Annotated in this window: 16 protein-coding genes; 9 read left to right on the top strand and 7 right to left on the bottom strand. The window is 66.0% G+C overall.

What is annotated here, in order from left to right; all coding sequences use genetic code 11:
- Positions 1-4: 4 nt before the first annotated feature.
- Positions 5-1,477 carry a tetratricopeptide repeat protein gene (locus tag JIP62_RS13225; RefSeq protein WP_201102620.1) on the bottom strand — a complete coding sequence of 491 codons (1,473 nt, stop codon included), beginning with the start codon at positions 1,475-1,477 and terminating at the stop codon, positions 5-7.
- 278 nt (positions 1,478-1,755) lie between these two features.
- Between JIP62_RS13225 and JIP62_RS13220 the strand changes: the two genes are divergently transcribed.
- The 5 genes from JIP62_RS13220 (at position 1,756) to JIP62_RS13200 (ending at position 6,747) form a co-directional block, all read left to right on the top strand.
- Positions 1,756-2,253, top strand: coding sequence for a GAF domain-containing protein (locus tag JIP62_RS13220; RefSeq protein WP_201102619.1), 498 nt, complete (start codon positions 1,756-1,758; stop codon positions 2,251-2,253).
- A gap of 89 nt (positions 2,254-2,342) precedes the next feature.
- Complete coding sequence (locus tag JIP62_RS13215; protein WP_201102618.1) at positions 2,343-3,188, top strand: HpcH/HpaI aldolase/citrate lyase family protein; 846 nt, start codon at positions 2,343-2,345, stop codon at positions 3,186-3,188.
- Positions 3,185-5,218, top strand: coding sequence for a capsular polysaccharide biosynthesis protein (locus JIP62_RS13210; RefSeq protein WP_230974763.1), 2,034 nt, complete (start codon positions 3,185-3,187; stop codon positions 5,216-5,218). The genes JIP62_RS13215 and JIP62_RS13210 overlap by 4 nt, the downstream gene beginning before the upstream one ends.
- Positions 5,219-5,253: 35 nt before the next feature.
- Entirely contained in the window at positions 5,254-6,381 is a 1,128-nt protein-coding gene (locus JIP62_RS13205) for a beta-ketoacyl-ACP synthase III (RefSeq protein WP_201104774.1), read from the top strand.
- A gap of 90 nt (positions 6,382-6,471) precedes the next feature.
- Complete coding sequence (locus JIP62_RS13200) at positions 6,472-6,747, top strand: hypothetical protein (RefSeq protein WP_201102617.1); 276 nt, start codon at positions 6,472-6,474, stop codon at positions 6,745-6,747.
- 59 nt (positions 6,748-6,806) lie between these two features.
- On the opposite strand, the gene JIP62_RS13195 is transcribed toward JIP62_RS13200, so the two are convergent.
- Positions 6,807-7,334 carry a porin family protein gene (locus JIP62_RS13195; protein ID WP_201102616.1) on the bottom strand — a complete coding sequence of 176 codons (528 nt, stop codon included), beginning with the start codon at positions 7,332-7,334 and terminating at the stop codon, positions 6,807-6,809.
- Positions 7,335-7,591: 257 nt separating this feature from the next.
- Between JIP62_RS13195 and JIP62_RS13190 the strand changes: the two genes are divergently transcribed.
- Positions 7,592-8,038: a hypothetical protein gene (locus JIP62_RS13190; protein WP_201102615.1), complete on the top strand. Its 447-nt coding sequence runs from the start codon at positions 7,592-7,594 to the stop codon at positions 8,036-8,038.
- A 50-nt stretch (positions 8,039-8,088) separates the two neighbouring features.
- Here JIP62_RS13190 and ppdK read toward each other — a convergent pair whose 3' ends face one another.
- Positions 8,089-10,779: a pyruvate, phosphate dikinase gene (ppdK, locus tag JIP62_RS13185; RefSeq protein WP_201102614.1), complete on the bottom strand. Its 2,691-nt coding sequence runs from the start codon at positions 10,777-10,779 to the stop codon at positions 8,089-8,091.
- A 159-nt stretch (positions 10,780-10,938) separates the two neighbouring features.
- Here ppdK and hemF point away from each other — a divergent pair, with 159 nt between their 5' ends.
- Positions 10,939-11,820: an oxygen-dependent coproporphyrinogen oxidase gene (gene hemF, locus JIP62_RS13180; RefSeq protein ID WP_201102613.1), complete on the top strand. Its 882-nt coding sequence runs from the start codon at positions 10,939-10,941 to the stop codon at positions 11,818-11,820.
- 24 nt (positions 11,821-11,844) lie between these two features.
- Here hemF and JIP62_RS13175 read toward each other — a convergent pair whose 3' ends face one another.
- Entirely contained in the window at positions 11,845-12,585 is a 741-nt protein-coding gene (locus JIP62_RS13175) for a type 1 glutamine amidotransferase (protein WP_201102612.1), read from the bottom strand.
- Positions 12,586-12,670: 85 nt separating this feature from the next.
- Here JIP62_RS13175 and JIP62_RS13170 point away from each other — a divergent pair, with 85 nt between their 5' ends.
- Complete coding sequence (locus JIP62_RS13170) at positions 12,671-12,976, top strand: antibiotic biosynthesis monooxygenase family protein (RefSeq protein ID WP_201102611.1); 306 nt, start codon at positions 12,671-12,673, stop codon at positions 12,974-12,976.
- Between the two features lie 4 nt (positions 12,977-12,980).
- On the opposite strand, the gene rlmJ is transcribed toward JIP62_RS13170, so the two are convergent.
- Positions 12,981-13,799, bottom strand: coding sequence for a 23S rRNA (adenine(2030)-N(6))-methyltransferase RlmJ (gene rlmJ / locus JIP62_RS13165; protein ID WP_201102610.1), 819 nt, complete (start codon positions 13,797-13,799; stop codon positions 12,981-12,983).
- 93 nt (positions 13,800-13,892) lie between these two features.
- On the opposite strand from rlmJ, the gene JIP62_RS13160 reads away from it, so the two are divergent.
- The gene (locus JIP62_RS13160) at positions 13,893-14,918 is read left to right on the top strand and encodes a DNA topoisomerase IB (protein ID WP_201102609.1); all 1,026 of its coding nucleotides are present in this window, start codon (positions 13,893-13,895) and stop codon (positions 14,916-14,918) included.
- 9 nt (positions 14,919-14,927) lie between these two features.
- Here the strand turns inward: JIP62_RS13160 and tdh are convergent, their stop codons facing one another.
- A complete protein-coding gene (tdh, locus tag JIP62_RS13155; protein ID WP_230974762.1) occupies positions 14,928-15,992 on the bottom strand; it encodes an L-threonine 3-dehydrogenase in 1,065 nt (354 codons plus the stop codon).
- Positions 15,989-17,182 carry a glycine C-acetyltransferase gene (locus tag JIP62_RS13150; protein ID WP_201102608.1) on the bottom strand — a complete coding sequence of 398 codons (1,194 nt, stop codon included), beginning with the start codon at positions 17,180-17,182 and terminating at the stop codon, positions 15,989-15,991. Before JIP62_RS13150 ends, tdh begins: the two co-directional genes overlap by 4 nt.
- Between the last annotated feature and the right edge of the window lie 37 nt (positions 17,183-17,219).

Here is a 17,219-nt window from a genome sequence, read left to right as displayed (position 1 = left end):
CCTCCTATCGGCGCTGTGATCGAGAAACCTGGGACAGGACCGCCTGCAGGCGGGCAGCGGACGGACCAAAGCCCGACAGGGCTGATTCAATGCGAAGAACCACGGCCTCGGCCTTGTCCTGGTCCGCCACCCCGGCGACGCCGAGGGCGAAATAGGACGACAAGGCAAACTTGGCCTCCGGACTCCCCTGTTTCGCGGCCTGCTCGAACCAATGGAAAGCGCGGGCATAGTCGGGCGGCACGCCGATACCCTCGGCATACATGACGGCCAGCACCAGCTGGGCTTCGGACGATCCGTTGACGGCGGCCAGTTGGATGGCCCGCACGCGCTCCTGATAGGAAAGCCGGCCCTCCATCGGGTGGCCGAGCATGGCTTCCAGCGTCTCGATCTGCCGCTTGGAGAGATCCTCCGGCCGCAGAGGGACTGTATCGACCACACCGAGGTATCTCAGGGCCCGGCCCACATGGATGAAGGGCAGCTCGCCCGCCATCCGCGACAGGGCATATTCATACGCGTCGCCGCGCGGACGGCTCTCGTCCGAGAAGGGCACACCCGAGGCCGGCGCGGTATTGGGATAGAATTCGAAGGGCGGCACCCATTGACGCGCCTTGGCTTCGACGAACGCCCCATATCGGCTGCGGTGCGGCGAAGAGCGCTCGAAGTCCTTCAGCAGGACATAGGCCCCGACATCGCCCGTCTGCACCGCCAGATAGTTGTAAAGATAGGCGTCGACGTCGTTGCGCTGGAACAGATTGACCGCCGCCCAGGCCCCGCCGCGACGATTGCGGTCGTTGCCGCCGCCGGGGCGTCCCTGGGCCTCGCGCGCCTGACGATTGTCTTCAGGCTCGCCGTATGGGCCATACAGGCCGTCATGCAGGCGGGCCAAGGTGCGGAACCCCTGCGCATCCTGGGTCGACAGCACATAGATGACCCGGTCACGAACAGCTTCCTGTTCCTCGCGCGTCATCTGCGACAGCTGGTTGTTCAGGCGTTGATAGGCCGTGTCCCGCTCCCAGGCACGGCAGTCGTCGTATTTGGACAGGGGCCGGAAGCCGCCGAACACGCCGCGCTCCACGCGGTTGATCGGGGCAAAGCCTTCCTCATTGGCCAGCGCCATGGCCAGCCAGACCGAACTTTCGATCGGGTCCTCGATGTTCTTGTCGGTGGCCCGCACCGCCGCATAGCGGCTGCCCAGCTCCAGCTGAGCAAAGAAGTCCCCACGGAAGGCAGCGCGCCGCAGGGCGCGCAGCCCGGTTTCCTGGGCATTGAACTCGGATCCCGTCAGGGCTGCCGGCCGCGGGCAGGCATTGCTCGCAGCCGAATCGCCCTTGCGCCAGAAGGTCTGGGTACCCTCGCCACAGGCGGCCATGGACAGTGTGGCGGCCACCAGCAGTGCGGCGACACCGGCGATGGCCACGGGCGCACGGCTGCGCACGGCTGAGCCGCGCCCGTCATTGTTGCCGTCGGCCTGGCTCATCTACCCCTCACCCCAACCGTTCGCGACTATGCCCGCAAGGACACTGTTCATCGACCGTTACTCCACCCCGGATCGTCGTGCCCCATTAACCTTCTGTCAAGGTTAAGGCGAGCCGGGTCAATTCCCGTTCTGCACTGCGGCCCATTTGTGACTCCAACGATATCTGTCCGCCAATCATATGGTTAAGGTTTCACCTGCTTGGGGAATCCTCCGGGCGCACCTCTCGCGCGCAACCATCGCGTCCTCTATATCCGCCACCCAGACTGACGGAGACCGCCGTGGCCTATATCGCCCGACCCGACCGCCCCGACGACAAGGCCGCCCGTTATGCGGAGGTCGAGGCTGAAATCCTGGCCGTGCTGGAGGGTGAATCGAACCAGACGGCCCGGATGGCGACGGTCGCCTCCATGCTGAACGACGCTTTCGACCTGTTCTTCTGGACCGGCTTCTACGTCGTCGACCCGGACAAGTCGGATGAACTGGTGGTCGGCCCGTATCAGGGCACCTTGGGATGTCTTCGCATCGCCTTCGGCCGGGGTGTCTGCGGGACGGCCGCGGCCCAGCGTCAAACCCAGGTCGTTGAAGACGTGCATGCCTTCCCCGGCCACATCGCTTGCGATAGCCGCTCACAGAGCGAAATCGTGGTGCCCGTCTTCGACGCTGCCGGTAACTTGATCGCGGTCCTGGACGTCGACGCCACCGAAAAATCCGCCTTCGACCAAGTCGATGCTCAGGCCCTTGAGCGACTGATGCAGGCGGTATTCGCAGCAGGCTGAAGAAAACCGCAGCGCTCGCACCGCGCCGTGGGCTAGACTTCGGCCTCAGCCCTTTTGCTCATCCCGCTCTGTTTGTGGTGCCCTCGCCGATGACCGACCTGTGGCGCAGCGTCCTTTTCCTTCCCGCCTCCAACCCCCGCGCCGTCGAAAAGGCCAGGGGCCTGGATTGCGACGTCGCTGTCCTGGACCTGGAAGATGCCGTCGCGCCCGAAATGAAGGCCGAGGCGCGCGATGCCGCCGTCGCCGCCCTTCGCAGTGGCGGCTTTCGGCCCCGCCTGGCGGTCCGTATCAACGGACTGGATACTCCATGGGGCTCCGACGACCTGTCTGCCCTGGCCCAGGCCGACGCGACGCTGATCGTCGCGCCCAAGGTTGAAAGCGCTGAGGCCGTGCAGGCCCTGGCAGCCGCCTCGCCGCCGGGTGCCCGACTGATCGCCATGATCGAAACGCCCGCAGCCGCCCTGCGGTTGGACGCCATCGCCGGATCGAGCAAGGCCCTGGTCGGCCTGATGTTGGGCGTCAATGACCTGGCTACCGGCCTCGGCACGGGAACTTCCGATGATCGCGAGCCGCTGAAGCCCTGGCTGGCCCAGACGGTTGCGGCCGCCCGCGCCCATGGCCTGATCGCCCTGGACGGGGTCTTCAACCGTATCGATGATGCAGAAGGCTTTGCAGCCGAGTGCCGCCAAGGCAGGCTTTACGGCTTCGACGGCAAGAGCCTGATCCACCCTGGCCAGATCGCCCAAAGCCACGCGACCTTCGGTCCATCCCCCGCCGAGGTCGCAGCCGCCCGCGCTATCGTCGAGGCCTTCTCGGCTCCGGACGCCGCCGGCAAGGGGGCCATTCGGCTGGATGGCAGAATGGTCGAGCGCCTGCATCTGGAAGCAGCAGAGGCCCTGCTGGCGCGCTACGCCGCCACAACCCCCCACGGATGAGCGCGGGGACGACTCCCGCCTGGGCCTGCGCCCCCGGCATTCTGTCCCTGCCGTTTCGGCAGGCGCTGCTGCCCGATCTTGCCTTGCGCGCCCTGCCCGGTCCCGATGTCCGGGCTGTGGTCGGTTGGGGGCTGAAGGGGTCCACCGCCGTAGGCCGCTGGACCGCCAGGGCGCGTCATCTGCCCTATGTCGCCATCGAGGACGGCTTCCTGCGCTCGGTGGGCCTGGGCGAGACGGGCGCGGTCAGCCAAAGCCTGATCGTCGATGACCTGGGCATCTATTACGATGCCACCCGGCCCTCTGCGCTGGAGCGGCTGATCGAGACGGCACCGGACTGGTGCGATGCGGCCATGCAGACCCGCAGCCGGGCCTTGATCGACCGGATCGTCACGGCGGGCCTGTCGCGCACCAACCTGGGCCAGCCGGTCGATACCGCGCGGCTGGAGCTGCGCCGGCGCGTGCTGATCGTGGACCAGACGGCAGGCGACGCCTCGCTTCGGCTGGGCCTTGCAGGTCCCGACGCCTTTGCCGCCATGGTCGCGGCGGCCCGCATGGATGAACCGGACGCTCAGCTGATCGTGAAACGGCATCCCGCCGTCGCGGCCGGGGTCAAGCGCGGGTGCATCGACGATGCGGACCTGACCGGTCTGACCGTCATGGACGACGTGGCCGCCGCCGACCTGCTGCGCCATGTTCACGCCGTCTATGTCGTGACCAGCGGACTGGGGTTCGAGGCGCTGCTGAGGGATATCCCCGTCCGATGCTTTGGTGCGCCCTTCTATTCAGGGTGGGGCCTGACTCGCGACAGGGTCCAGACGGGTCGGCGCGGCCTGAACCGCAGCCTGGAGGCGGTCGCGGCCGCCGCCCTGATCCGCTACAGCCGCTATGTCGATCCCATCACTGGCCATCCATGCCAAGCCGAGGAAGCGGTAGACCGCCTGGCCGCCCTGACCCGCCGCGCCCGCCGTCTGGCCGGCTCCTACGCCGCGGTCGACTTCACCCCCGCCAAGCGCGCCGCAGTGCGCCGCCTGATGAACAGCCCGCTGGGCCACCTCGAATTTCACGGCTCTGCGAGTGCTGCCGTCGCCGAGGTCCGCGCCAAGGGGGGCCGTCTGCTGTGCTGGGGCGGGCAGGAGCGACGGGAAACGACAGCCGCAGCGGCGGCGGCAGATCTTCCCCTTTGGCGGATGGAAGATGGATTTCTCCGCTCGCGCGGCCTCGGCTCGGACTTCATCCCGGCGCTTTCCGTGACCCTCGATGCCACCGGGGCCCACTATGATGGCACCCGCCCGTCCGAGCTGGAGACATGGCTTCAGAGCCGGGATTTTCCGCCCGAACTTTTGCAGCGCGCCCGCAATCTGCGCCAGGCCATCGTGGAAAGCGGCCTCAGCAAATACAATCTGGCCTGTCCCGCCGCGCCCGTCTGGAACACCGATCGCCGCCGCATCCTGATTGTCGGTCAGGTCGAGAACGACCGCTCCATCCTGCTGGGTTGCGAGGACATCCGCACCAATGCCGGCCTGGTGGCTGCCGTGCGCGCCGCCCATCCCGAGGCCTTCCTGATTTATCGCGACCACCCCGACGTTCGAGCCGGAAACCGTCCCGGTGCCCTGCCCGCCGAGGCATCAGACCTGTTGGACGCCCGCGCCGATGATATGGGCATCGCGGCCTGCATCGATGCGGCGAATGCGATTGCCACCCTGACCTCCCTAACCGGGTTCGAGGCCCTGCTGCGGGGCAAGCCGGTGCTGACCTGGGGGCGGCCCTTCTACGCCGGCTGGGGTCTTACGGAAGACGCCCTGCCTTGCCCACGTCGGACCCGCCGCCTGACTCTGGATCAGCTGGTGGCCGCCAGCCTGATCGAATACCCGCTCTATGTCACCCAGGACGGCTGGCCCTGCGAGGTCGAGGATCTGATCCGGTCGCTCAGTGACACGCCGGAGCGCCCTGGTCCCGCGAGGGGCCCCGTGCGCCGCTGGCTGCGTGCCCTAACAGCCAGTCTCGACCGCAGCCTTCCACCGGCCTACTAAGGCGTCTTCAACGACAACGGACCCTCTGAGTGACCGTGCAAGCCCCTTCCGCCGTGATCGCCGCCACCGGCCTATTCACGCCCGATCAATCCATCTCCAATGCCGAGCTGGTCGCCGCCTACAATGCCTACGCCGAGGGCTTCAACGCCCAGCACGCCGCCCAGATCGCCGAGGGCGACGTCGAGGCCCTGACCCCCTCCTCGGTGGAATTCATCGAAAAGGCATCGGGCATCAAAAGCCGCTTCGTGCTGGACAAGGCGGGCGTCCTCGACCCTGCCCGTATGGCCCCGAACATCCCGGAACGCAGTAACGACGAACTGTCGATCATGGCTGAGATGGCGGTCAAGGCCGCCCACCAGGCCATCGCCGCCTGGGGCAAGCCGGTCAGCGAGATCGGGGCTGTTCTTTGTGCCGCCTCCAACATGCCCCGCCCCTATCCGGCTCTTGCGGTCGAGATCCAGCAGGCCCTGGGCATTGACGGTTTCGCCTTCGACATGAACGTGGCCTGTTCATCGGCCACTTTCGGCATCAAGACCGCCGCCGATTTCATCGCCTCCGGCTCGGTCAAGGCCGTGCTCATGGTCAACCCCGAAGTCTGTTCCGCCCACCTGAATTTCCGCGATCGCGACAGCCACTTCATCTTTGGCGACGTGGCCACCGCCGTCATCGTCGAGGCCTCGGATCAGGCCGGTCCGGGGGGCTGGGACATCCTGGGCACCCGGCTGAAGACCGTCTTCTCCAACAACATCCGCAACAATTTCGGCTTCCTGAACAATGCCGCGCCCGAGGGGATCGGAGCGCCCGACAAGCTGTTCGTCCAGCAGGGTCGCAAGGTCTTCAAGGATGTCGTTCCGATGGTGTCGGACATGATCGTCGACCACGCTGCGGACCTGGGGATCGAGGCCTCCACCCTGTCGCGGCTGTGGCTGCACCAGGCCAACATCAACATGAACGCCATGATCGGGCGCAAGGTGCTGGGCCGTGACCCCACCCCGGCCGAGAACGTCATCATCCTGGACGAGTACGCCAACACCTCTTCGGCCGGATCGATTATCGCCTTCCACCTGCACCAGGAGGGCCTCGAACCGGGCGACACCGGCCTGATCTGCTCGTTCGGCGCGGGTTATTCGGCCGGGACGGTGTTCGTGCGGAAGCGCGGCTGATCGGGATTCCGTTCACGATTTTGCGCTGACGCTTGCGATTTGCCGACGGTTTTGCGAGGCGTTGTCGTGTCGAGAACAGGGGAGACCCGCATGGCTCAGACCGAGGCCAAGGGCATGATGCCGAACAAAGATCCGCTGGCGTGGGATATCGCTACCGTCCTGCGAAGCCTGGGCGGATCGGCTCACCAGACGGTCGTTATCGACTGTGTGACCGCACTTCAGCGTCAGCGCGGACTGGAAGTCCGACGCCAGGACATGGCTTCGCGGATCATCGAGGTGTTCGAACACTACCGCGACATGTTCTTTCGCCCCTTCGGCGAAGGCTCTCAGCGCTGGGCCCTGGCCCCCGGTTTCGCGGCGGCCTGATACGAAAAGGGCGCGTCCCCTTCGGAACGCGCCCTGGGATCGACTGATCGCCGACCGCCTTAGAAGCGGCGGACGTAGTTCAGCGAATAGGTGTCGACCTCGCCACCGTCATCGGTGAAGTCGCGACGCGTCCAGTCGCCCCGAACGCCGTTCTGGCCATCGAAGAAATACTGGGCGCCCGCGCCATAGTTCCAGCTTTCACCGTCCTCGGTCAGGGACACGCCCGGAGCCGAAGCCTTGATCTCGGTGGTGCCGTAACCCAGGCGGCCGAACAGTTCGAACTGGTCGCTGATCGGCAGATAGGCGACGCCATAGGCGGCGGCGTCATATTCCAGTTCCACCTTGGTATCGACGCCGGCAAAGCTGCTCTCGTCGTCATCGACGCCGAAGGAGACTTCGCCTTCCAGACCGAAGTTCGGGTTCAGCTTGGTGCCCAGGCGGCCCGTGATCGCACCAAGATCACCGTCGCTTCCGTCCAGTTGAGTATAGCCGATCGTGCCGTAGCTGTTTGCGAACGGCGAGTTCTGAGCCATCGCCGGAACGGCGAACAGAGAAATGGCAGTAGCAGCGAGCAGAATGTTACGCATTGTTTCTTATCTCCAGGATGCGATGACTTCATCAGTCACCGGCCCCATCCAGCGAGGGGTGAAATGGGCAGGGTTCTGGGCCGTTCCAAGGCCTGAACATTACGATCCTGCAACTGTGCGCGCAAAGGCACACACGTCGTTACTTCGAGCGTGGCAATAAAATGGCTGGTTCGGACGATCGGGGGACAGCCTTACAAGCTGTCACTCATCCAGCTAGGCTGCGCACCAACGCCATCCGGCCAAACGAAAGTCATCCCATGCGTCATCAGGCTTGGTTCATATCGCTGACGCTACTGGCAGGGGCCTGTTCGCATGCCAGCCCTGTTGCGCATGCGGGCAATAGTGCCGCCTCCAATGTTCTGGCCACCAGCCTTGTGGGTGCCACTACAAGTCTGGTGCCGCTTCAGCGGGGTCAGACCTCAATTCTGGGTGTCGTTGACCAAGCCGTTGTCCAGGCTTGCGAGCTCAACCTGACGTGGGTTGATGCATCCCAGCCGGCGGCCTCCATCGATCTAAGGGCTGTGCGCTTCGTTTTTGGAACACCAAGCGATTCCGTGAGGGTCATTGCGGCCAGCAGCACCGCGACCAGTTTCGCAATCACGGGCCAGCGACATGCAGAGGTCACGCAGGCCTTACTGACTGCAGCCCGCGAATGCGGAGCGACGCCTTCAGACGAAGCGCCTTTGCAGGTCGTGTACATCTAAAGACCGCCTAGGACTCGCCGCACGAACTCTGCGAGCAGGGCTTGGCCGCCTCAGCGGTCCTTTTCGCGCTCGGTCCCGCTGCGGGCATTCAGTGCGGCCTGGGCGGCGGCCAGTCGGGCGATCGGCACGCGATAGGGCGAGCAGCTGACATAGTTCAGGCCCACCTCCTCACAGAAGGCGATCGAGGCGGGATCGCCGCCATGCTCGCCGCAGATGCCCATCTTGATGTCGGGCCGCGCCTTGCCCCCACGTTCCGCTGCAATGCGGATCAGGTCGCCGACGCCTTCCTGGTCCAGGCGGACGAAGGGGTCGGTCTCGAAAATCCCCTTGTCCATATAGGCCTGCAGGAACCGACCCGAATCGTCGCGGCTGATGCCAAAGGTCGTCTGGGTCAGATCGTTGGTGCCGAACGAGAAGAACTCGGCGTATTCGGCCAGGTCGCCAGCCCGCAGGGCGGCGCGCGGCAGTTCAATCATGGTGCCGACCAGATAGTCGACCCGGTCGCCCGCGTCGGCGAACACAGCCTCGGCCGTGCGGTCCGTCAGCTCACGCAGATATTTCATTTCCAGACCCAGGGCGACCAGCGGGTGCATGATCTCCGGGATCGGGGCCTCGGCGGCGGTTTTCTTGACCTCGAGAGCCGCCTCCAGAATGGCGCGGACCTGCATCTCGTAGATTTCCGGATAGGCGACGCCCAGGCGGCACCCCCGGTGGCCCAGCATGGGATTGGTCTCGTGCAGTTCGCGCGCCCGGCGCTTCAGCTTGTCGGCATCCAGACCAGAGGCGGCCGCCAGGGCGTCGATGTCCTCGTCCGTATGAGGGATGAACTCGTGCAGCGGCGGATCCAGGAGGCGGATCGTGACCGGCAGCCCCGCCATGATGGTGAACAGTTCGACGAAGTCGGCCTTCTGGAACGGCGCAATCTTGGCCAAGGCCGTGCGGCGGCCCTTTTCGTCATCGGCCAGGATCATTTCGCGCACGGCGGCGATGCGGGCCTCGTCGAAGAACATGTGCTCGGTCCGGCACAGACCGATCCCCTCGGCGCCGAAGCCACGCGCCGTCTTGGCATCCAGGGGCGTCTCGGCATTGGCCCGCACCATCAGCCGCCGGGCGGCGTCAGCCCAGGCCATCAGGGTCTGGAAGTCCCCGGTCAGCTCCGGCTCGATCATCGGCACGGCCCCGTCCAGGACCTCGCCTTTTGAGCCATCAATGGTGATGACCTCTCCGGCCCGGAAGGTCCGACCCCGCGCGGTGAAGGTTCCCGCCTTGTCGTCGATATGCACCTCGCCCGCGCCAGAGACGCAGGGGCGTCCCATGCCCCGCGCCACGACCGCCGCGTGGCTGGTCATGCCGCCGCGTGCCGTCACGATGCCTCGGGCCGCATGCATGCCGTGAATATCCTCCGGCGAGGTCTCCTCGCGCACCAGGATGACGGCATCGCCCAGCTGGCTCAGCCGCTCGGCCTCATCCGCGTCGAACACGATCTTGCCGGTTGCCGCGCCGGGACTGGCCGGCAGGCCCGTCGCCACCACCGTCCGCGCCGCATTCGGGTCCAGCGTGGGGTGAAGCAGCTGGTCCAGGGCCGACGGCTCGACCCGGCCGATGGCCTCGTCCTGGCTGATCACGCCCTCGGCCGCCAGATCGACAGCGATTTTCAGCGCAGACTTGGCCGTGCGCTTGCCGTTGCGGGTCTGCAGCATCCACAGCCGGCCCTGCTCGACCGTGAACTCGATGTCCTGCATGTCGCGATAGTGGGTCTCCAGCCGTCCGACGACCTCGACGAACTGACCGAACACCTCCGGCATGGCCTCTTCCATCGAGGGTGCCGTCTCGCCCATTTCCTCGCGCCCGGCCTTGGTCAGCGACTGCGGCGTGCGGATGCCCGCCACCACGTCCTCGCCCTGGGCATTGATCAGGAACTCGCCATACAGGCGCGCTTCTCCGGTCGAGGGGTTGCGGGTAAAGGCCACGCCCGTCGCCGAGGTCTGGCCCATATTGCCGAAGACCATCGACTGGACATTGACCGCCGTGCCCCAGCTTTCGGGGATGTCGTGCATGCGGCGATAGAATTTGGCCCGATCGTTCATCCAGCTGGCGAACACGGCCGAGATCGCGCCCCAAAGCTGTTCGTGCGGATCCTGCGGGAAGGGGGTGCCCAGCTCGCGCTCAACGACCTGTTTGTAGTCCGCGACCACCTTCTCCCAGTCGGCCGCCGACAGGTCGGTGTCGACCGTGACGCCCAGCCGGTCCTTGTGATCGTCCAGAACCTCTTCGAAATCGTCGTGGCTGAGGCCCAGGACCACGTTGGAATACATGGTGATGAAGCGGCGGTAGCTGTCGAAGGCGAACCGGCGATCGCCCGACAGGGTGGCCAGCCCCTCGACCGTCTGGTCGTTCAGGCCCAGGTTCAGGACGGTGTCCATCATGCCGGGCATCGACGCCCGCGCACCCGATCGCACGCTGACCAGCAGGGGATTGGCGGCGTCACCGAATGTTTTGCCGACGATGCCTTCCACGGTCTTCAGCCCGGCCGCGACCTGGTCGGCCAAGGCCTCGGGATAGGTCTGTCCGTTGGAATAATAGTGGACGCAGGCCTCGGTCGTGACGGTAAAGCCCGGCGGAACAGGCAAGCCCAGCGACGACATCTCGGCCAGGTTCGCGCCCTTGCCGCCGAGAAGGTTCTTCATCGACGCATCGCCGTCGGCGGACCCACCGCCGAAGCCGTACACCCACTTGGTCATCTGTAGCCCCTGAAGTTGTCTGTCGGTCGCGGCAGGTTGGCCCCACTCGTCTCGCCCTGACTAACGCGCTGCGCGCGCGAAGGCGAGACCGGGATGTAACAAAGCGTGAGGAGTCGCCGCACCTTCTCGCGGCGCGGCCGACCCGATAAACAGCACCGCATGAGCGACGCCCTCCTCTCCGATCCGCTGGACCTGAAAAAGGTCGAGACCCGCGCCTGGTTCGAGACCCTGCGCGACCGCATCCACGCCGGCTTCGAGGCGCTGGAGGATCAGGCTCCTGCCGACTTGTTCGCTGGCGAACCGGGCCGCTTCGTCCGCACCCCCTGGAGCCGCGAACAGGGCGGCGGCGGCGTCATGGGCATGATGCACGGCCGACTATTCGAAAAGGTCGGGGTCCATGTCTCGACCGTGCACGGCACCTTTGTCCCCGACTATGCCAAGACTGTGCCCGGCGCGGCCGAGGACCCGCGCTTCTTTGCCACCGGCATCAGCCTGATCGCCCATCCGGTCAGCCCGCGCGTGCCCGCCGTGCACATGAACACCCGCTTCATCGCCACGACCCAGAGCTGGTTCGGTGGCGGGGCCGACCTGACGCCGGTACTGGACGTCGACCGACACCAGGATGCGCCCGACGCCTTGGCCTTCCACTCGGCCATGAAGGCGGCCTGCGACGCCCACGACCCGACCTACCATCCCCGCTTCAAGGCCTGGTGTGACGAATATTTCTGGCTGCCTCACCGTAACGAGCCGCGCGGCATCGGCGGCATCTTCTACGACCACCACGACAGCGGCGACCACAATGCCGACTTCGCCTTCACCCGCGACGTGGGCACGGCCTTCCTGGACGTCTATTCGGCCATCGTCGCCAGCCGCATGAACGAGCCGTGGACGGCCGAGGAGCGCGAGGAGCAGCTGATCCGGCGCGGGCGGTATGTGGAGTTCAACCTGCTCTACGACCGCGGCACCATGTTTGGGCTGAAGACCGGCGGCAATGTCGAATCGATCCTCAGCTCCATGCCCCCGGTCGTGAAGTGGCCGTGACCTGGAGGCCAGGCCGTTGACGACCTAGATCCCGCTGCCCTCGGCCTCTACCGGCGGGGGCGTCAGCAGCAGGAAGGCCCGGATCCACGCCGTCAGTACGGCCCGGTCGTTCGGCATGGCCAGGGATGCCACGGCCTGATCCGCCAGCGCCTCATCGATTCTTCCCCGCCGGCTTTCGACCAGGGCGGCGGCATAGGCGGGGTGGAACTCCGGATGGCATTGGAACGACATGGCGTCCTGGCCGAAGGCCAGCCCGGCATAGGGGGTGAAGTCGCTGGCGGCGATCACGCGGGCATCGGGCGGCGGCACCAAAACTTGATCCTGATGCGACACGGGGATGGCGATGGCGGGCGCGCGCGGGAACATCCACGGCTCTTCGGCAACGATCCGGTATCGGTGCAGCCCGACGCCCCAGCCGCGTTCTGACTTGGCGACCTGTCCGCCGAAGGCCTGGGCCATGGCCTGGTGCCCAAAACAGATTCCAACCAGACGCGTCTGGCCGCGCGCGAGCCTTAGCCAGTCCAGCAGCGGCGCGATCCAGGGCAGGTCATCATAGACACCGGCCGCCGAGCCCGTGACGATGGCCCCGGCATAGTCTGACGGGTTCTGTGGCAACCGCCCCGCCTGAACGTCGAACCGGGCCGTCGCCACGCCCTCCCCCAGCAGGGCACGGAACCGGGCCGGATAGTCGTCGAACTCGTCGCGCAGAGCCTCCGGCGGCTTGCCGGTTTCGAGAATGGCGATGGGTTTGGCGGACGGCGTCATTCCGACACCCTATGCAGGCATCATGCACGACACGGAAACCCCCTTGGCGCTACAAGAGCCGCTTCAGGGATGAAAGGCCGCCTCCATGGATGACGACAATGCGCCGGTCGTGCTGATCAATGTCTATAAATGCGACCCGGCGCGTCAGGAGGATCTGATCGAGTACCTGACCCAGCTGGCCCAGGCCCAGCGCGGCCTGGAGGGCTTCATCTCGGCCACCCTGCACCGGGGTCTGAACGGCAAGGTCGTCGCCAACCACGCCGTCTGGCGCTCTCGCGAGGATTGGAAGGCCATGACCCGCGACCCGGCCGTCGTCGCCGCCATGGAACCGATCATGGCCGTCGCCACCTTCGAGCCCCACCTGTACGAGCCCGGCGAAGTCATCGAATGAGGCGCTAAGCGCTCCACACCTCTGCGCGAGCGCCCTGTTCGCCGAGGATGTTGGCGACCCAGTCGCAGACCACGCGCGCGGCCGCCTCGGCCCCTTTGGGCGGATTGACGATCACCAGGGCACAGCCGTTCATCTTCATCGGATTGGTCAGCGGTCTGAGGCGCGCCTCGGCGACCAGCGCCGGTCCGACCTTGGCCCCCTCGATCCGCCGGATGAATCCGTCGAAGGTTTCAAGGTCCTTCAACGGGGTCCAGATGGCGACGGTCGCCGCCCTGTCGGCCCGCACGATCGCCGCTGCCGTGTCGGCGGATCGGACGTAGTCGTCAGGCCGCTCAAACGGCGGGTCGATCAGCACCAGGGGTGCCCGGACAGCATTTGCCGCAACAACCGCCTGATCGTATCCGTCGCCGCCGATCGCCTGTGCCGTGGGCCAGGTCTCCAGCGCCTGCTCGAGCAATCCCAGGACCGGCGGATTCATCTCGAACCCCAGATAACGGTCCTCCGACCGCAGACGACGGGCCACTAGAATGGGCGATCCCGGATAGAGGGCCGTGCCTCCGCCAGGGTTTATCGCCGCGACTTCGGATGCCAGGGCCTCGATCAGCGGCGGTCGATCCCGGCTGGCCATCAGCCGCTCCACCCCGGCCTCGGCTTCGCGCGATCGCGCACCATCGCCGCTGAGGTCGTACAGACCCGCGCCCGCATGGGTGTCGATGACCGTCACCGGCCCGACCGCCTGCCGAGCCTGCACCAGCCAGAGCAGCAGCGCATGCTTCAGGATGTCGGCGAAGTTACCGGCGTGAAAGCTGTGGCGATAATTCATGCCCTGCCCTGTCCTGCGTGAACCATCGGGTCAAGAGGAACCGCCGGGTTCGACCCGGCGTTCGCCCTTCCTGTTCGCGTGAAGGATGCTGCGATGGCTGACGGTTCTGCTCGTTTCGACATGGCAAGCGCCGCTGCCGTCCCCCACGGCCTGACCTGGTGCAGTGACGAACATGCCGGGCTGACCCGGCGCCGGTCCGGCAGCGGCTTCTCCTATCGCGATGCGCGCGGACAGGTGCTTCGCGACAAGGTGACCCTGGCCCGGATCCGGGCCCTGGCCATTCCGCCCGCCTGGACCGATGTCTGGATTTGCCCTCAGGCGACCGGACACATCCAGGCCACCGGTCGCGACGCCAAGGGGCGCAAACAGTATCGCTATCACGCCGATTGGACGACCCACGCCTCGACCAGCAAATTCGACCGCCTTCCAGCCTTTGCGCGCGCCCTGCCTCGACTGCGGGAACGGGTGGAAGCGGACCTGAACCGACGCGGTGTCTGTCGCGAAAAGGTCCTGGCCACGGCCGTACGGCTTTTGGAACTGACCCTGATCCGGGTCGGCAACGCTCAGTATGCGAAGCAGAACCGCTCCTATGGGCTGACGACCCTGCACAAGCGCCATCTGGCGGCGACGGGCACGGCCATGACCTTTGCCTTCAAGGGCAAAAGCGGGGTCGAGCATGAGGTCAAGGTGCGCGACCGGCGCCTGTCCACCGTCGTACGGCAGCTGCGGGAACTGCCTGGACAGCAATTGTTCAAGTACCGCGACGATACCGGCTCCCTGGTCTCGATCACCTCCGATGATGTGAACGCCTACATCCGCGACGCCATGGGCGGCGGCTTTTCGGCCAAGGACTTCCGCACCTGGGCGGGAACCGTTTCAGCGGCGCGGGCGCTGTGCGAGGTCGAAGCCCCCACCTCGCCCACCGATGCGAAGCGCAAGATTACCGTCTGCGTGAAGGCGGTGGCGGGACTGCTGGGAAACACACCGACGGTCTGTCGATCGTCCTATGTCCACCCCACGGTGTTCGAGTTGTTCCAGGCCGGGCAGTTGGGCGACGTCCTGCCCGGACCTGATACGGCGGGGTTCGAAAAGGCGCTGATACGGCAACTGCGCGCCTGAAGCCTGGGCTCAGGCCGCCTTGTCCCAGTTCAGGACCACCTTGCCCGACTGGCCCGAACGCATGGCCTCGAAGCCTTCCTGATAGCGGTCATAGCTCATCTGGTGGGTGATCAGGGGCTGCAGGTCCAGACCGGCCTTCAGCAGGCCCAGCATCTTGCGCCAGGTGGTGAACATCTCGCGGCCGTAGACGCCCTTGATCGTCAGCGCCTTCAGGATGATCGCGCCCCAGTCCGTCTCCATCGGCTTGGACGGAATGCCCAGCATCGCCATGCCGCCACCCATGATCAGGGTATCGACGCACTGTTTGAAGGCGATAGGCGAACCGGACATTTCCAGAGCCACGTCGAACCCGACCTTCAGGCCCAGCTCGTGCATGACATCCTTCAGGTCCTCGCGCGTGGTGTTCACGGTGCGGACGCCCGGCGCGACCTTCTGGGCCAGTTCCAGGCGGAAGTCGTTGATGTCGGTCAGGACCACGGTGCGGGCCCCTGCATGGCGGGCGACGGCGGCGGCCATCATGCCGATGGGTCCGGCGCCGGTGACCAGCACATCCTCACCCAGTAGGTCGAACTGCTGGGCCGTGTGAACGGCATTGCCGAATGGATCCAGGATCGAGCCGATCTCATAGGGCACGTCATCGGGCAGCTCGATCACATTGAAGGCCGGAGCCACCACGAACTCTGCAAAGGCGCCCTGGCGGTTCACGCCGATGCCGCGGGTGTCGGGATCGAGGTGGAAATGACCGGCCCGGGCGGCTTCTGAGTTCAGGTCGATGACGTGGCCCTCGGCCGAGACGCGCTGGCCGACCTTGAGGCGGCGGTCTACGTCCTTGCCGATGGCGACGATCTCGCCGGCGAACTCGTGGCCGGTGATCATGGGCACGGGGACGTTCTTCTGGGACCAGTCGTCCCAGTTCCAGATGTGGATGTCGGTGCCGCACACAGCGGTGCGGTGAACGCGGATCAACACGTCTTCGTCCCCCGCAACCGGGATCGGAGCATCGATCAGCTCCAGCCCGACGCCGGGCTTGGTTTTGGCCAGGGCCTTCATGGTGCCCGAGGTCGAGGTGGTCATGCGATTACTCCCAGTTCCTTGCCGGCCGTCTTGAACGCCGCGACCGCTTGATCGATCTGTTCGAAGGTGTGCGCCGCCGACATCTGGGTCCGAATGCGGGCCTGGCCGCGCGGGACAACGGGGAAGCTGAAGCCGATCACATAGACGCCCAGTTCCAGCATCCGGGCCGCCATGGTCTGGGCCAGTTTGGCATCATGCAGCATCACTGGAATGATCGGGTGTTCGCCGGGCAGAAGTTCGAAGCCTGCCTCGGTCATGGCGGCGCGGAAACGGGCGGCATTGGCGAACAGGCGGGCACGCAGCTCGTCTCCTTCGGAACCCGAGGCGATGCGGATCGCCTCCAGGCTGGCCCCGCAGATCGAGGGAGCCAGGGCGTTAGAGAACAGATAGGGCCGTGCCCGCTGCTTCAGCAGTTGCACCACCGGCGCCGTCGCGCAGATGAAGCCCCCCATGGCCCCGCCCAGCGCCTTGCCATAGGTGCCGCTGAGGAAGTCGATCTGCACGCCGTGATGGGCAAAGGACCCCCGCCCCTGCGGACCCAGGAAGCCCGTGGCGTGGCAATCGTCGACCATGATCAAGGCGTCATAGCGATCTGCCAGAGCCCGGATTTCCACCAGTCGGGCGATATAGCCGTCCATGGAGAAGGCCCCGTCAGTGGCGATGACGATGTTGCGCGCACCGTCGGCCCGGGCCTGCTTCAGCTGAACCTCCAGGTCGTCCATGTCCGAGGTGGCAAAGCGATACCGCTTGGCCTTGCACAGCCGCACCCCGTCGATGATCGAGGCATGGTTCAGGCTGTCGGAGACGATGGCGTCCTCGGCCCCGAACAGAGGCTCGAACAGCCCGCCGTTGGCATCGAAGGCAGCGGCGAACAGGATGGCGTCCTCGAAGCCGAGATAATCGGCGGTCGCGCGCTCCAGCTGTTTGTGGATGTCCAGCGTCCCGCAGATGAACCGGACCGAGGCCGTGCCCGCGCCCCGCTGCTCTGCGGCGGCATTGGCGGCATCGACGACCCGCTGGTCGCCTGCCAGACCCAGATAGTTGTTGGCGCAGAAATTCAGAACATCCCGGCCGCCAACGTGGATCACCGGTCCCTGGCGGGAGGCGATCACGCGTTCCGGCTTGGTCAGGCCCTGGGCCTCGATGTCGGCGAGTTCTGCGGCGATGCGGTCGTGAAAGCTGACGGTCATGGGCGCTCCGCTAGACCTTTTTTCCGGCGACCGAAAC

The organism is Brevundimonas vitisensis, from assembly GCF_016656965.1.
Lineage (GTDB): Bacteria > Pseudomonadota > Alphaproteobacteria > Caulobacterales > Caulobacteraceae > Brevundimonas > Brevundimonas vitisensis.
This window is presented reverse-complemented; position numbering and strand designations above follow the sequence as displayed.

Excerpts from the sequence above, each read along its gene's own strand:
- JIP62_RS13175 (WP_201102612.1), bottom strand. The coding sequence starts at position 12,585 with ATGACGCCGTCCGCCAAACCCATCGCCATTCTCGAAACCGGCAAGCCG.
- JIP62_RS13195 (WP_201102616.1), bottom strand. The coding sequence starts at position 7,334 with ATGCGTAACATTCTGCTCGCTGCTACTGCCATTTCTCTGTTCGCCGTT.
- tdh (WP_230974762.1), bottom strand. The coding sequence starts at position 15,992 with ATGACCACCTCGACCTCGGGCACCATGAAGGCCCTGGCCAAAACCAAG.
- hemF (WP_201102613.1), top strand. The coding sequence starts at position 10,939 with ATGAGCGACGCCCTCCTCTCCGATCCGCTGGACCTGAAAAAGGTCGAG.
- JIP62_RS13200 (WP_201102617.1), top strand. The coding sequence starts at position 6,472 with ATGGCTCAGACCGAGGCCAAGGGCATGATGCCGAACAAAGATCCGCTG.
- JIP62_RS13215 (WP_201102618.1), top strand. The coding sequence starts at position 2,343 with ATGACCGACCTGTGGCGCAGCGTCCTTTTCCTTCCCGCCTCCAACCCC.
- JIP62_RS13225 (WP_201102620.1), bottom strand. The coding sequence starts at position 1,477 with ATGAGCCAGGCCGACGGCAACAATGACGGGCGCGGCTCAGCCGTGCGC.
- JIP62_RS13150 (WP_201102608.1), bottom strand. The coding sequence starts at position 17,182 with ATGACCGTCAGCTTTCACGACCGCATCGCCGCAGAACTCGCCGACATC.
- rlmJ (WP_201102610.1), bottom strand. The coding sequence starts at position 13,799 with ATGAATTATCGCCACAGCTTTCACGCCGGTAACTTCGCCGACATCCTG.
- JIP62_RS13160 (WP_201102609.1), top strand. The coding sequence starts at position 13,893 with ATGGCTGACGGTTCTGCTCGTTTCGACATGGCAAGCGCCGCTGCCGTC.
- JIP62_RS13170 (WP_201102611.1), top strand. The coding sequence starts at position 12,671 with ATGGATGACGACAATGCGCCGGTCGTGCTGATCAATGTCTATAAATGC.
- JIP62_RS13190 (WP_201102615.1), top strand. The coding sequence starts at position 7,592 with ATGCGTCATCAGGCTTGGTTCATATCGCTGACGCTACTGGCAGGGGCC.
- JIP62_RS13210 (WP_230974763.1), top strand. The coding sequence starts at position 3,185 with ATGAGCGCGGGGACGACTCCCGCCTGGGCCTGCGCCCCCGGCATTCTG.
- ppdK (WP_201102614.1), bottom strand. The coding sequence starts at position 10,779 with ATGACCAAGTGGGTGTACGGCTTCGGCGGTGGGTCCGCCGACGGCGAT.